14 protein-coding genes are annotated in these 13,549 nt (G+C 67.8%); 7 read left to right on the top strand and 7 right to left on the bottom strand.

From position 1 onward, the window contains the following. Positions 1-311 precede the first annotated feature (311 nt). Positions 312-824, top strand: a complete 513-nt coding sequence (locus tag ACQPYS_RS15640; RefSeq protein WP_433489964.1) for a fasciclin domain-containing protein — start codon at positions 312-314, stop codon at positions 822-824. Positions 825-877: 53 nt separating this feature from the next. On the opposite strand, the gene ACQPYS_RS15635 is transcribed toward ACQPYS_RS15640, so the two are convergent. From ACQPYS_RS15635 to ACQPYS_RS15620, 4 genes are all read right to left on the bottom strand, one after another. After that, positions 878-1,213 carry a hypothetical protein gene (locus ACQPYS_RS15635; RefSeq protein ID WP_063034667.1) on the bottom strand — a complete coding sequence of 112 codons (336 nt, stop codon included), beginning with the start codon at positions 1,211-1,213 and terminating at the stop codon, positions 878-880. Between the two features lie 392 nt (positions 1,214-1,605). Continuing rightward, complete coding sequence (locus tag ACQPYS_RS15630; protein ID WP_433489963.1) at positions 1,606-2,346, bottom strand: sterol desaturase family protein; 741 nt, start codon at positions 2,344-2,346, stop codon at positions 1,606-1,608. After that, positions 2,343-3,065, bottom strand: coding sequence for a FadR/GntR family transcriptional regulator (locus ACQPYS_RS15625; protein ID WP_433489962.1), 723 nt, complete (start codon positions 3,063-3,065; stop codon positions 2,343-2,345). The genes ACQPYS_RS15630 and ACQPYS_RS15625 overlap by 4 nt, the downstream gene beginning before the upstream one ends. A 41-nt stretch (positions 3,066-3,106) precedes the next feature. Continuing rightward, positions 3,107-4,087, bottom strand: a complete 981-nt coding sequence (locus ACQPYS_RS15620) for an LLM class flavin-dependent oxidoreductase (protein ID WP_433493057.1) — start codon at positions 4,085-4,087, stop codon at positions 3,107-3,109. A 100-nt stretch (positions 4,088-4,187) separates the two neighbouring features. Here ACQPYS_RS15620 and ACQPYS_RS15615 point away from each other — a divergent pair, with 100 nt between their 5' ends. Continuing rightward, complete coding sequence (locus ACQPYS_RS15615; RefSeq protein ID WP_433489961.1) at positions 4,188-4,511, top strand: hypothetical protein; 324 nt, start codon at positions 4,188-4,190, stop codon at positions 4,509-4,511. A 24-nt stretch (positions 4,512-4,535) separates the two neighbouring features. On the opposite strand, the gene ACQPYS_RS15610 is transcribed toward ACQPYS_RS15615, so the two are convergent. After that, positions 4,536-5,726, bottom strand: coding sequence for an IS110 family transposase (locus tag ACQPYS_RS15610; protein WP_433489960.1), 1,191 nt, complete (start codon positions 5,724-5,726; stop codon positions 4,536-4,538). A gap of 250 nt (positions 5,727-5,976) precedes the next feature. Then, on the bottom strand, positions 5,977-6,486 hold the full coding sequence (locus ACQPYS_RS15605) for a DUF1684 domain-containing protein (protein WP_433489959.1): 510 nt from the start codon (positions 6,484-6,486) through the stop codon (positions 5,977-5,979). A 392-nt stretch (positions 6,487-6,878) separates the two neighbouring features. Here ACQPYS_RS15605 and ACQPYS_RS15600 point away from each other — a divergent pair, with 392 nt between their 5' ends. Together ACQPYS_RS15600 and ACQPYS_RS15595 are read left to right on the top strand one after the other, a co-directional pair. Beyond that, entirely contained in the window at positions 6,879-7,694 is an 816-nt protein-coding gene (locus ACQPYS_RS15600; RefSeq protein WP_433489958.1) for a DUF1206 domain-containing protein, read from the top strand. Positions 7,695-7,841: 147 nt separating this feature from the next. Beyond that, positions 7,842-9,293: an MFS transporter gene (locus tag ACQPYS_RS15595; protein ID WP_433489957.1), complete on the top strand. Its 1,452-nt coding sequence runs from the start codon at positions 7,842-7,844 to the stop codon at positions 9,291-9,293. 191 nt (positions 9,294-9,484) lie between these two features. Here ACQPYS_RS15595 and ACQPYS_RS15590 read toward each other — a convergent pair whose 3' ends face one another. Continuing rightward, positions 9,485-9,820, bottom strand: a complete 336-nt coding sequence (locus tag ACQPYS_RS15590; protein ID WP_063034951.1) for a MerR family transcriptional regulator — start codon at positions 9,818-9,820, stop codon at positions 9,485-9,487. A 405-nt stretch (positions 9,821-10,225) separates the two neighbouring features. On the opposite strand from ACQPYS_RS15590, the gene ACQPYS_RS15585 reads away from it, so the two are divergent. The 3 genes from ACQPYS_RS15585 (at position 10,226) to katG (ending at position 13,327) form a co-directional block, all read left to right on the top strand. Beyond that, positions 10,226-10,510: a cold-shock protein gene (locus tag ACQPYS_RS15585; RefSeq protein WP_281179696.1), complete on the top strand. Its 285-nt coding sequence runs from the start codon at positions 10,226-10,228 to the stop codon at positions 10,508-10,510. Between the two features lie 145 nt (positions 10,511-10,655). Beyond that, positions 10,656-11,060 carry a Fur family transcriptional regulator gene (locus ACQPYS_RS15580; RefSeq protein WP_036512825.1) on the top strand — a complete coding sequence of 135 codons (405 nt, stop codon included), beginning with the start codon at positions 10,656-10,658 and terminating at the stop codon, positions 11,058-11,060. Positions 11,061-11,095: 35 nt separating this feature from the next. Continuing rightward, on the top strand, positions 11,096-13,327 hold the full coding sequence (gene katG / locus ACQPYS_RS15575) for a catalase/peroxidase HPI (protein ID WP_433489956.1): 2,232 nt from the start codon (positions 11,096-11,098) through the stop codon (positions 13,325-13,327). Positions 13,328-13,549: the final 222 nt, after the last annotated feature.

Raw genomic sequence — 13,549 nt, 5'->3', positions numbered from 1 at the left:
TGATTTCGAGGTCGGCGAACTCGGCGAAATGGCGATGGTTTACCACCGCGCCCGGTGACGCCGGCCCCGCTTCCTCCGGTCGCGTTGTCGGCATCGCGATAAGTGCCAGGTGTCGCCGTTTTTCTGGTGCGGTCGGCCGAATCGAAATATCCGCCGTTAGGTCTTCACACTACGCGCAAAGCGATGCAGAATCGACGCACAAGGGATTGTGCGCGAATCGCATGACGAAACGGAGTGGCAGGCCGGACCGCGTCACCACAGCACCCGATCCACCGCGCGGCCGCGCGGCCGTCGCCCGGGAAGGGCACGATATGACCGCACGCAAGGACGGCTCGGCGCGGGCTACAGAGACCGGGCCCGACGCGGGCGCCGGCCGGGCCCCGGCCGTACCGGTGGGCATCGAACCCGTGACCGTGGCCGCGTCGAACAATCCGTTGCTGACCACCCTCGCCGCCGCGGTGTCCGGTGGGTTCAATCCGGAGGTCGACCTGGCCGAAGCCCTCGACCGCGCCGAGTACACCGTTTTCGCCCCGGTCGACAGCGCGTTCGCGGCGCTCGATCCCGCGACGCTCGAGGTGCTGCGCACGGATTCGGCGACACTGATGACGATTCTGACCTACCACGCGGTACCCGGCCGGATCGCGCCCGAAGCGATCGACGGCGTCCTGGGTACCGCGGAAGGCTCCGATGTGGCGGTGGCCCGATCCGGCGACCGGATCACCGTCAACAACGCGACGGTGATCGGTGGCGGCGTGGAAACCGCCAATGCCACGGTCTACCTCATCGACCGGGTGCTGATCCCGCCGACGGTCAACCGCGCCTGAGGCGGCCCGCCCGTACGGTCCGGGAGATCCGAACGCGCGGGTGTCGTTGCTGCTCACCCCTCGGACGAGACCCGGATCGTGGTGATTTCCGCGCCGGGCAGCAACGTGGACTGGGCCGCGGGCGTGTCCGCCGGGCCGTCTCCGACCAGCCTGCGCCAGCGATTCGAGAAATTGGAGATACCCCAGCCCTGTAGCCGGTCATAGGCCTCGGTCAGATCGGACCGGCCCAGCCGACCGGCTTCCCGGGCCGCGGCCACCGCTTCGATATACGCCGATTCGGCCGTTAGCAGCTCATCCACCACGCGGGCCTGCTCGTCGAGCAGATCTTCGATACGGCAGGCGATATCGTGCGGTGCCGTGCTCGTGTCCTGACCGGGAAATCGATGCATACGCCATCCTCGGAACTGTGGGGGTGGAACCTGCGGAAGAACCGGCCGGCCCGACGGTCCGTATCGAATCCCGAACCGCCCGAACGCCGTGAAGCTGTGGGTTCACTACTACCTTGTGGCGGATCAAGCCGCGCATCCGGTACCGGATGACCGCAGCGTCGCAAGGTGGTGCTACGGCGTCTTCGGGGCAGGTTCTGTGCGGATCCGCTGTGGCGGTGCCGTGTTCGAGTCCGGTTCGGGCGTCGCACACGGATTCGGTGACTCGTACCGGCCGAACAAGCGCCCTGCCGACGGTGAGCTCGCGAACCGGAGCCGAATTCGTCGAACGGGCGGCTCCGGTCGGCACGCGATCGTGTCGAGGTGCCGACCGTTCCCGGATCCCGCGCCGAGCGTCAGGCTGCCTGCGGCTTGTGCAGGGCCTTCGCGGTGGGGGAGTTGGGGATATCGGCGGGATCGGGATAGGTACCCAGCACCCGGTCCGCGGTTCCGGCGGTCGTGACGGCGAACCAGTAGTGCTCGTTCTTGAAATGGTGCAGACGGTGGTTGCGGCGCACCGCGCGCAGGATCGCGCTGTGCGGTCGGTAGTCGGTGTGCACGAGGAGATGGGTCCATTCGTAGATCAGTCCGAGGATACCGACGGTGGTGAGGAAGGTCAGGCCCAGGCCGGGGCGTCCGAACGCCAGTAACGCGACGACCACCAGGGCGGGTAGCAGCCACAGGAAGGTCTGCCACGGGATGAAGACCAGTTCCCGGATCCGGGGATCGGCGTGGTGCTCGCGGTGCTTACGTGCCAGCAGTGAATCGATCCGCCACCTGCCCAGGGTGCGCGGCCGCCAGTGCAGCACACAGACATGGATGACCCATTCCACGAACGGGAACGCGGCCACCATGAGCACCGGAACCAGGGCGTCGGTGATTTGCCAGTCGCCCACCAGAACGCGGGCCGTGGCGGCGGCGACCAGCAGCGCGGCGATCACCCAGGGCGAGGGTGCGTGGCGGAAAGAGGTGAACACGTCCGCGAGCGACTCCGGTGCGCGGCGGGCGGCCTTCGCCTCGTCGGCGGCAAGTCGCCCTTCGGCGAGACGGTCGATCCCGGCGTTACGGCCGCGCCGGGCGGCGTGGGGGAGGTTCATGGCGTCTGCTCCAATCGGTGCAGGAGGTTGTCGAATTCCGTGGTGGCCAGCGACAACAGCGCGTCGGCGCGGGTGCGGGCCGAATCGGCCTCACCGGCGACCACGGCCTCGGCGAGCGCGCGGTAGCGCTCGGGCCGGCCCACCTCGGTGTCCATGACGCCGGTGAGCGCGGCCATGGCGGGTTCGTAGACGGTGCGCAGCTGGTTGAACAGCAGGCGGTAGACGATCGAATCGGCGGCATCGACCAGATGGTCCCAGAACGCGAGCGCCGCGAGCTGGCGTGCCAGCGGATCGTCTCGATCGGCGAGTGTGTCCACCGCGGCCGTGAGCGTCGGGCCCATGGCCGGACCGTGGCGGCCGGCGGCCAGGCCGGCTACCTCGCGGCCCAGGGTCGCCCGGGTCTCCAGGATGCTGCGTACCACGGAATGGTCGAGCCGGCCGCCGCGCAGGATCAATCGCGGCAACAGTTCCAGGCCACCGGAGCGGCGCGGATCGCGGACCGTGGTGCTGCCGCCCTGACGGATCTCCACCAGCCCCGCCCGCGCGAGCCGCTGGACCGCTTCACGGACGGTGGGCCGGGAGACACCCAGCGCTTCGGCCAGCTGACGTTCGGCGGGCAGGGCCGAGCCGGGCGCGAGCTCGCCGGTGAGGACGCCGTCGACGAGCTGCTCGTAGATCTCGTCCGGAACCGACCGGCGGGCGATCCGCTTCAGTGCCATACCCCGGACGGTAGACCCCTCATTGGTAAGAGGTCAAGTGGTCAGACCAGTTCTGGCGCGATGTACTCGACGGTGTCGTGCAGTATCTGCTCGTAGTCGGCGCGATGGAATTCGTACGGTAGTTCCAGCCGCAACTCCGTGGTCCCGGCGACGACCGGATCGGTGCGCAGCCGATCGAGGATCTCCTCGGCGGTGCCGACCAGATCCGGCGCGAACAGAATTCGCCGTTCGCCCTGTGGAGCCCGGGTTCGCTCGTATCGCCCGGCCGCGTAGCGGCGGTAGCGTTCACGGGTGGTGCGGTCGGCGCTGTCGAACGGGACGATCACCCGGCCCACCGCGACGCGAGCCGGGCGCGCCGGGTCGATGTGGCGGCGGTATCCCGCGATCAGGCCCTGCTGCGCGGTGGTGAAATCGTCGCTGTGCTCACCGAAGACGATATTGCCGGTGAGCAGGTTCAACCCGCGCGCACCGGCCCAGCGGATCGACCGGGTGCTCCCTCCGCCGTACCAGAGCCGATCGACCAACCCCGGATCGTGCGGCTGCAGCCGTGGACGCTGAGTATTGCCGGGGGAGTGGATGAGCGTATCCGGCTCGCCCAGGTAGTCGCCGCGCAGATTGTCGATCAATCGTTCGATCCGCCCGTAGGAGAGGTCGTAGCCGCGCCAATCGCCGTCGAAGACGAGGTCCCCGATCAGCTCCGCGTGCGGCGGCGTACCCGCGCTGAAGCCGGGTTGCAGCCGCCCGCCGGACAGCACATCGGCCATCGCCAGATCCTCGGCCAACCGGAACGGGCTCTCGTAGCCGATCGGGATCACCGCGGTGCCCAGCTGGATCCGGCGGGTGCGCTGACCGGCCGCGGCCAGGAAAACCGCCGCCGACCCGACACCGTGCTCGAGATGCCGCTGCCGGATCCAGGCGCCGTCGAAACCGAGGCGTTCACCGAACTCGAACAGGCGCAGGGTATCTTCGAGTCCCGCGGCAGGGTCTTCATCGGGGTAGTTGCCCGGGGTCGGGAACGACAGGTTCGCGAGGGGGGTGTCCCTATGTTTCTTGTCAAGCCGTGGGTTGAGGTTGTGCCCGGGTGAGGCTTGGGCGGGGCGTGCGGTCGGTAGCGTGGTCTGAGTGGCGTCGAAGGCTGAACGGCAGGCTGCTCGGGATCGTGTGGCGGTATATCACGAAGAGCGGCTCGGTGAGTTGGTCGAGCACGTAGGCCGGGCATTGGACCGGTTCCGTGCCAGCCAGTTGGATGCGTTCGAGGTCGATGCGGTGATCCACCAATACCATCGGGCGGCTCAGCGGTTGTGGACGTTCTGTAGCCAGTCCGGTGTGCAGGTGGAAGCCACCGCGCATCTCATCGAAGGCATGGCGGGCGGGGGTGAGGTGATCGATTGGTGGCAGCGCGGCATGTCGGTCAGGGCCCGGCGTGCCCAGGGGCTGGACGCTTGATCGGTGTCTGGCAGTTGCCGGCGATCAGGCCGCTGGTGCTGGAATGCGGTAGGGCTGTTTGTTTCGGAGCATGGCGTAGAGGACGTCGCATCGGCGTCGGGCGAGGCAGATGAGGGCTGCGTTGTGTTTCTTGCCCTCGGCTCTCTTTCTGTCGTAGTAGGTGCGGCTGGCCGGGTCGTGCAGGGCGGCGAACGCTGACAGAAACAACGCCCGTTTCAGTTTGTGGTTGCCGGATCGGGCAGGGTGTTCACCGCGGATGGAGCTTCCCGATCGGTGGGTGATCGGGGCGATGCCGGCGTAAGAGGCGAGGTGGCCGGCCGAGGCGAACGCGGTGCCGTCGCCGACTTCGAGCAGGATGCGGGTGCCGGTCCTGACTCCGATGCCGGGCATCGAGGTCAGGACCTCGGCAAGAGGGTGATCGGCGAACATCTCCTCAATGTTCTCGGCGATCTGCTTGCGCTGTAGAAGAACTGCTTTCAACGAATCCGCCAGCTTCGGCAGCACGGTTTCCGCGGCTTTCGTGCCGGGAACGGTGACAGATTGCGCGGGCAGCGCGGCCAGGATCTCCTCGACCAGGCGTGCTCCCATTCGTGGGGCATGTTTAGTGGCGATGGCGGTAAGTTTGCGCCGACCAGCGGCCCGGATGCCTTCGGGACCGCCGCAGCGCGACAGGATCTCCAGCACCGCCGGGTGCGCGATGCGGGGGCCGAGGACGCGTTCGAGGGCGGGGTGGATGCCGGTGAGCAGGCCGCGGATGCGGTTGCTGGTGCGGGTTGCTTCGCCGGCCAGGTCGTCGTCGAAGCCGGCCAGAACACCGAGCTCGGTGAGTGTTTCGTCACCGACGTCGACGCGGCGCAGCGTGTGCGGCATCGTGCGGGCGGCATCAGCGATGATGTGAGCGTCGCGGGCATCGGTTTTGGCTTGACCTGGGTAGAGGTCGGCGATGCGGCGCATCGACAATCCGGGCAGGTAGGCGACATCGTGTCCGCAGGCGCGCGCGACGGTGACCGGCAGGGCGCCGATCGTGTTGGGTTGATCGACCACGATCAGCAGCCGCCCGTGGGTGGCGAGTTTGTTGAACACGGCCCGCAGCCGGGATTCATCGTTGGGTAGTGCCTTGTCGAACAATCGTTTCCCGGCCGGGTCGAGCCCGACCGCGTGATGTTCGCCTTTTCCCACGTCAACGCCGCAGAACACGGCATAAGGTTGTGTCACCTTGCTCGGTCCTCAACTGCCTCGAAACGCTCACTGGACGGTCGCCGATCCAGCGTCAACGCCCGGCACCCACGTTACGAAGAGACCTACCAGCGGCCCTGTCCCCATCAGCGGTCCGTCGACGCCACCAGGACCCGGCGACACCACCCCCCGGATCATTCGAACGACAGGGGCAAGAAGTCATACCGGGCCTGGCGACCGTGGGCCCGGTTCCGGGCCCACGAAAAAGGTAACGGGCGCATTCATCGGGTCAGCCGCGCTCGTAGGGGATCTGCTCGCCCGCCTCGATCGCGACCGGGAGCCGGTTCTCCGCCGGGGGCAATGGGCAGGTCGCCAGATCGGTGTAGGCGCAGGGCAGGTTGACGGCCCGGTTGAAGTCCAGGGTCACCGTCCCGTCGGCATCCGGCGGCGAGACCTGCAGCACGCGGTTGGCGGCGTAGGTGGTGACGCCGGAGGTCGCATCGGTGAAGAGCACCGTCAGCGCGCCCGGCGTCGAACCGGGAAAAGCGGTGAGCCCCAGTGTCTTTCCATCCCACTCGAAGTGGATCCGGCCGGGGGCGTCGTAGACGTGTTCGAGACCTTCCACGGCCGCTCCCACCGTTGTGGCCCGCGGCTCGGCGAATGCGGTGTAGCGTCCGGCGACCACCCACTTCGGATCCGGTGCGTAGGCGGGTGTGTTACGGAACCCGGTGCGCAACGGGGTGTCCGGGTGTCGCGGGCGCACGATATCGTGCCCGCCGCGTCTGGCGACCTCGATCACGGCTTCGCCCCATACGGCCTCGACGCCCCCGCGTTCCGCGATGATCCCGAACCGGTGCGTGTCATGCCGGGTGGTTCATTACACGAGTTGCGGCGCCGCGACGGTGGCAGAGCGCTGCTGACGATGTGTATCGGCGGCGGCCAGGGAATGGCGGCCGCCCGTGACTTCGGCCTGAGCCGGCCCAGTGGTGGCGCGAACACGCCATCACCCGGGTCGTACCGTTTCGCCGCCCCGATGCCGGGTATCTGCTGAACGTTCCGTTCGCTCGAGGAGGCGTGGCAGCGAACAGGGCGCGCGAGAAACGGTTCGGGTCGACGCCGATCCGGGCCCGGTCCGCGCGGCCCTGTTCCGGTACTGCCCCGTCGCGCGCCTCCGGTACCAAGAGAGGCCAGATGATCCAGGTTTCCACATCCAGATCGGTTTCCGCGGCGCACCGCGTCACCGACAGTCGCGTGTTCGAACGCCTGGCCCGTGCGGGTTACGCGATGGCGGGGCTCGTGCACCTGCTGATCGGCTACCTCGCGGTACGCCTCGCCTTCGGTGGCGGCGGCAGCACCGACCAGTCCGGTGCCATGGCCGAACTGGCCGCCAAACCCGGCGGCATCCCCGCGCTGATCGTCGGTATCGCCGCCTTCGTGTTCATGGCGCTGTGGCGGCTCACCGAGGCGGTACTCGGTTCGCGCACCGGTGGTGACGAGGACCGGAAGTCCGATCTGTTCCACCGTGGCAAGGCATTCGCCGTGGCCCTCGTCTACTTCGGCTACGCGATCACCGCGTTCGGTTTCGTCCGGGGGAACGGGAGCTCGAGCGGCGGCAAGAACGCCGGGCTGTCCGCGCGCATGATGGAGAGCGCCGGCGGCAAGTTCTTTCTCGTCCTCGTCGGCATCGTGATCATCGCGGTGGGCGCGTACCACATCTACAAGGGCGCCACCCGGAAGTTTCTGAAGGAACTGCGCACCGACCGCGCGTTGCTGCGCAGGCTGGGCACCATCGGGTACCTCAGTAAGGGCTCGGCCATCGCCGGGGCGGGTGTACTCGTGATCGTGGCGGTGTTCCAATCCGATCCCGGTAAGGCCAGCGGCCTGGACGCCGCGCTGAAAACACTGGGTGCGCAGCCGTTCGGCCCGGTCCTCCTGGTAGCCGCCGGACTCGGCATAGCCGCCTACGGACTGTACGATTTCGCCTGCGCCCGCTACGCCCGGATGTGACCGGCGCGACCGCCCCTCCCGTCTCGTACCCGTCGCGCCCCACCCTGCCGCCCGGCAGGGTGGGGCGCCTGGTCGCGGCGATCGCGTCTCGAGTCCCGGCGGGTGTCGCGCGGTGCCGAACCACAGCGGATCCGTATCTTCGGTGACGTGAACCCCACCGAGCTGCCCCGTCTCGGCTCGGCCGCCGGCCGCTGGATCGTGCTGGCCACCGTGCTCGGCTCCGCGGTGGCTTCCCTGGATGCCACCGTCGTCAATATCGCGCTGCCCCGGATCGGTGCCGCCCTCGATACCGATGTCGCCGGATTGCAGTGGACGCTCAACGGCTACACGCTCACCCTGGCCTCGTTCATTCTGCTCGGCGGCTCCTTCGGGGACCGCTTCGGCCGCCGCAAGGTCTTCGTCGCCGGCGCAGTGGGTTTCGCCGTCGCGTCGCTGCTGTGCGGCGCGGCCGTGAATATCGAGATGCTGGTGGCCGCCCGGGTGTTACAGGGCGTGGCCGGGGCCATGCTCACGCCGGGCAGCCTCGCCCTCATCTCCTCCTCCATCGACAACCGCGACCAGGGCGCGGCAATCGGGCTGTGGTCCGGGTTCAGCGGGGTGGCGGGGGCATTGGGGCCGTTCCTCGGCGGCTGGCTGATCGAGGTGGCGGGCTGGCGGTCGATCTTCTTCCTCAATGTGCCGCTGGTGGCGGTCGTCGTCCTGGTCTCGCTACGGCATGTGCCGGAGAGTCGCGATCCGAACGCGACCGCCCGGCTCGATCTCCCCGGCGCGCTGGTGGTGGCCGCGGCGCTCGGCGCGCTGACACTGGGGTTGATCGACAGGCTACCGATCCTGGTGGGGGCGGGCGGAGTACTGCTGGCGGTCTTCGTCCTCATCGAGATGCGCAGTGACCACCCGCTGGTACCGCCGGCACTGTTCGCTTCGCGGGTCTTCACCGTGGCAAATCTGGTCACCCTCGCGGTGTACGCCGCGCTCGGCGGAGTGTTCTTCCTACTGGTGCTGGAGTTGCAGGTCGTCGCGGGGTATTCGCCGCTGCTCGCGGGGGTGGCCACGCTACCGGTGACGCTGCTGATGCTGGCGCTCTCGGCGCCGTCCGGGCGGTGGGCCCAGCGGCACGGGCCCCGTCTGCCGATGACATTCGGGCCGGTACTCGCCGCGGGCGGGCTGATCCTGCTGCAGCGGGTAGGTCCCGGCGCCTCCTATCCGCTGGATGTCCTACCCGGGGTGCTGGTCTCCGGTCTCGGGCTGTCGGTGCTGGTCGCCCCGCTCACCGGCGCGGTCCTCGGTGCGGTATCGGCGAACGGGGCCGGTATCGCCTCCGGGGTGAACAACGCGGTCGCGCGGACGGCGCAACTGCTCGCGGTGGCGGCCTTGCCGGGGCTGGCCGGGATCTCCGGCGCGCTGGACGACCCCGCGGCATTCGACTCCGGTTTCGGTGTCGCCATGCGGATCTGCGCGGGTCTGCTGCTCACCGGCGCCCTGCTGGCCGGGGTGCTGTTGCGGCCGCCCCGGCGGGCACCCGAATTATCCCGGGTGGACTGCCTGCCGCAGTGCGGGGTCGGCGGCCCCGCGGTCGCACCGACGCGAGCGGCACGGTGAACGACATATCGCGGACCGAACAGCCGGTACGTTTCGCGTCGAGGTGCATGATCGGGAAGATCCGGGGTAGACGGCGCATATGCATTCGACACCCCTCGTCCGGGCAGCCGGCGTTTCCACCGGTACCGTCCCGTGGACCCGGAGCGTGCGCCGCGCGACGCCGCGGACGGTCTCCGGGGCGATCTGTGTGATTACGGCGTGCCGCGCAGATTGTCGTTGTCCAGGCGCAAGCGGTCGTTGTCGGCGTGCAGATCGGCATTGGCATCCTCGAGGTCGAGGATCCGGCCGATACCCGTGAGGTTCACTCCGGTGGCGGCGAGTTCGGTGATCCGGCGCAGGCGAGCGAGGTCGTTGCCGCTGTAGCGGCGGGTACCGCCGTCACTGCGCGCGGGGGTGAGCAGGCCGTGGCGTTCGTAGAGCCGCAGCGTTTGTACGCCGATGCCCGCGAGACCCGCTGCGACCGAGATCCCGTATACCGCCTGATCGGGATCGGGCAGGTGTTGCCCTGGGTCGCGCTCGTGATCCATGTACTCCTCTTCCTCATCGTCGTACACGAGGTTTCCTACCTTATCAACTTGCACTAGATAATTGCCGGTGCTATAAGAAATCTGTGTTTTGAGACAAAGATTTTCTGATTTCCACCGATAGAGGTGGGCGTGTCGGCGGCTACCCGACGAGAAGCCGGGCGGACCGCGCCGGTCGCCGCCTCACTCCGTCCCGCCCGCGGCTGTGCCGTGCCGACGACGAGCATCCTCTGTCCCCCGATTCACCAGTTTGGAGATGTACCTGGCCATGGTTACCAACGAGATATCGACAGCATCGACACGAGAACGTACGCAATCCCGCTCGGAGGCCCGGGTGATCTGGCCGGAGCCCAGCCCGCTGAGTGAATGGTGGAACCGGGTCATGGGCACTTCGAATGCGGGTGTCCGGTGACGGCGCCGGCCTCTCCGCGACTGGGGAACGACCCCGATCCTTCGCTGGCCCGGACGGCGGCCGCGCCCACCTCGGCCCGGTCCGGCCGGGTGATCTGGTACGACGCTCAGAAGGGATTCGGCTATATCGATCCCGACGACGATATCGCCCCGGTCTTCGTGGAGTACCGGAGTATCGACGCCGACGGGTACCGGGTTCTTTTCGCCGATCAGCGCGTGGAGTTCTCCACGGTCGCCCGCGCGGGCGGGGCGGAGGCCGTAGCGGTGCGGCTCTGCGACTGAGCGGTCGGCGTGACGAACAGGACTCCGATATGACGAATGAATCGTTGTGACCGGCTCGGCTGGTCGAACGCACGGTGAATGCTTGACTCATTCAAGAAAAGAGACCAGACTTTCGGCTGTGCATGCGGCCATGGATTTCCAGCAGATGCTGCGGGGAGTTTCGCTGCGCGTGACAGCCCCGCGCGTGGCGGTGCTGAGCGCGGTGTACGACCATCCGCATGCCGACACCGATTCGATCATCCGCGCCGTGCGGTCGCGCCTGTCGGCGGTCTCGCACCAGGCGGTGTACGACTCGTTGCATACGCTCACCGCGGCCGGGCTTCTCCGTTGTATCCAGCCCTCCGGTTCGGTGGCCCGGTACGAGTCCCGCGTCGGTGACAATCACCATCACGTCGTATGCCGGACCTGCGGTTCGATCGCCGATGTCGATTGCGCAGTCGGCGCGGCCCCGTGTTTGACAGCCTCCGACGACCACGGCTACTCGATCGACGAAGCCGAGGTCATCTACTGGGGCCTGTGTCCTGACTGTGCGGCATCGCACCGCACCTGATCGCAGCTCCTGCCACTCATTCAGGAAGGAAAGTCGTGACCTCCGATAGTCGTCCACCCGCTCCTGACACCGAAACTCGCAGCGCCAGCGAGAGCGAGAACCCGGCGATCCCGTCGCCTACAGCCCATACCGACCGCCGCCCCCGGACCAATACGGACTGGTGGCCGGAGCAGATCGATGTCTCGATGCTGCACGCTCATACGTCCAAAGCCAATCCACTCGGCGAGGATTTCGACTACGCCGCGGAGTTCGCGAAGCTCGATGTCGAAGCGCTCAAAGCCGATGTCGCGGCGGTACTCACCGATTCGCAGGACTGGTGGCCGGCCGACTATGGAAACTATGGTGGCCTGTTCATCCGGATGAGCTGGCATGCGGCGGGTACCTACCGGATCGCCGACGGCCGCGGCGGCGGCGGTCAGGGCGCACAGCGATTCGCACCGCTCAACAGCTGGCCCGACAATGCCAGCCTGGACAAGGCCCGCCGCCTGCTGTGGCCGGTGAAGCAGAAGTACGGGAACAGCATCTCCTGGGCCGACCTGATCGTGTTCGCCGGCAATGTCGCGCTCGATTCGATGGGCTTCCAGACCTTCGGATTCGGCTTCGGGCGCCCCGATATCTGGGAGCCGGAAGAGGTTTTCTGGGGTCCGGAGGACACCTGGCTCGGCGACGAGCGCTACAGCGGTGACCGGGAACTGGCGAACCCGCTGGCCAACGTCCAGATGGGTTTGATCTACGTCAATCCCGAAGGCCCCAACGGCCGGCCCGATCCGGTAGCCGCCGCCCGCGATATCCGGGAGACCTTCGGCCGGATGGCCATGAACGACGAGGAGACCGCCGCCCTCATCGCCGGTGGGCACAGTTTCGGCAAGACTCACGGCGCGGGCGATGCCGACCTGGTCGGCGCCGAACCCGAAGCCGCCCCGATCGAACAGCAGGGCCTGGGCTGGAAGAGCAGCTACGGTACCGGTAAGGGCAAGGACGCCATCACCAGCGGTCTCGAGGTCGTCTGGACCTCGACCCCGACCCGGTGGGGGAACGGCTTCCTGCAGAACCTGTACGGCTACGAATGGGAGCTCACCAAGAGTCCCGCCGGGGCCTATCAATGGAAGCCGAAGGACGGTGCGGGCGAAGGCACCATTCCGGATCCCTTCGACGGCCCGGCGCGCACACCCACAATGCTGACCACGGATTTGGCGCTGCGGGAGGACCCCGTCTATCGGGAGATCACCAGCCGCTGGCTGGAACACCCCGAGGAGCTCTCCGAGGCGTTCGCCAAGGCGTGGTACAAGCTGCTCCATCGCGATATGGGTCCGATCAGCCGCTATCTCGGTCCGTGGGTTCCCGAACCGCAGCTGTGGCAGGACCCGGTCCCGGAAGTCGACCACGAGCTGATCGACGACGAGGATATCGCCGACCTCAAGGGCAAGGTCCTCGATTCCGGCCTGTCGGTGCCGCAACTGGTCAAAACCGCGTGGGCTTCGGCGGCGAGCTTCCGCAGTACCGATAAGCGCGGCGGTGCGAACGGCGCCCGGCTCCGGCTGGAACCGCAGAAGAACTGGGAAGTCAACGAACCGTCCGAACTCCGGAAGGTACTGCCCGTCCTCGAACGCATCCAGCAGGACTTCAACGAGTCGGCCTCCGGCGGAAAGAAGGTATCGCTGGCCGACCTCATCGTCCTCGCCGGTGCGGCGGCGGTCGAGAAGGCGGCCCGGGACGCGGGCTACGAGGTGACCGTGCCGTTCCGGCCCGGCCGCACCGACGCCACCCAGGAGAACACCGATGTGGAGTCGTTCGCGGTACTCGAACCGCGGGCCGACGGGTTCCGCAACTATGTGCGCACCGGCGAGAAGGCGCCACTGGAACGTCTGCTGGTGGATCGGGCCTACCTGCTCGATCTCACGGCCCCGGAGCTGACGGTGCTGGTCGGTGGCCTGCGCGCGCTCGGCGCGAACCACGGTGGCACCAAGCACGGTGTGTTCACCGACCGGCCCGGTGTGCTGACCAACGACTTCTTCGTCAACCTCCTGAACCAGGACACGGAGTGGAAGGCATCGGAGTCGGCGGAGAACGTCTACGAGGGCAGCGATCGCCGCACCGGTGAGACCAAGTGGACGGCCACCGCCAACGACCTGATCTTCGGGTCGCATTCGGTGCTGCGCGCCGTGGCCGAGGTCTACGCGCAACGTGATTCCGGCCGAAAGTTCGTCGACGATTTCGTCGCCGCGTGGGTGAAGGTCGCCGAGAACGATCGCTACGATCTGCGCTGATTCCTGCCGCGGGTTCCGGGCCGTCCCCTAAGGTGCGGCCCGGACTCGTTTCGGGTGGCGCGGCCGCGATTTCTGGCGCCCAGGTTGCGCCCCCGGGCCGCACGCGCGTCGCGGATCTGATCGAGGCCACCCGCGCCCTGTACGAGGTGCTGGGCGGCGACGAGAACGCGGTCATCATCGGCCACGACCGGGGCGGCTTCGCCATCGGTCACCTGTTCTTCC

Origin of the sequence: Nocardia grenadensis, from assembly GCF_050942415.1 — a bacterium.
Taxonomy (GTDB): domain Bacteria; phylum Actinomycetota; class Actinomycetes; order Mycobacteriales; family Mycobacteriaceae; genus Nocardia; species Nocardia grenadensis.
This window is presented reverse-complemented; position numbering and strand designations above follow the sequence as displayed.

Coding starts and splice junctions, on each gene's coding strand:
- ACQPYS_RS15640 (WP_433489964.1), top strand. CDS start 312: ATGACCGCACGCAAGGACGGCTCGGCGCGGGCTACAGAGACCGGGCCC.
- ACQPYS_RS15635 (WP_063034667.1), bottom strand. CDS start 1,213: ATGCATCGATTTCCCGGTCAGGACACGAGCACGGCACCGCACGATATC.
- ACQPYS_RS15630 (WP_433489963.1), bottom strand. CDS start 2,346: ATGAACCTCCCCCACGCCGCCCGGCGCGGCCGTAACGCCGGGATCGAC.
- ACQPYS_RS15580 (WP_036512825.1), top strand. CDS start 10,656: ATGCTGCGGGGAGTTTCGCTGCGCGTGACAGCCCCGCGCGTGGCGGTG.
- ACQPYS_RS15590 (WP_063034951.1), bottom strand. CDS start 9,820: ATGGATCACGAGCGCGACCCAGGGCAACACCTGCCCGATCCCGATCAG.
- ACQPYS_RS15600 (WP_433489958.1), top strand. CDS start 6,879: ATGATCCAGGTTTCCACATCCAGATCGGTTTCCGCGGCGCACCGCGTC.
- ACQPYS_RS15625 (WP_433489962.1), bottom strand. CDS start 3,065: ATGGCACTGAAGCGGATCGCCCGCCGGTCGGTTCCGGACGAGATCTAC.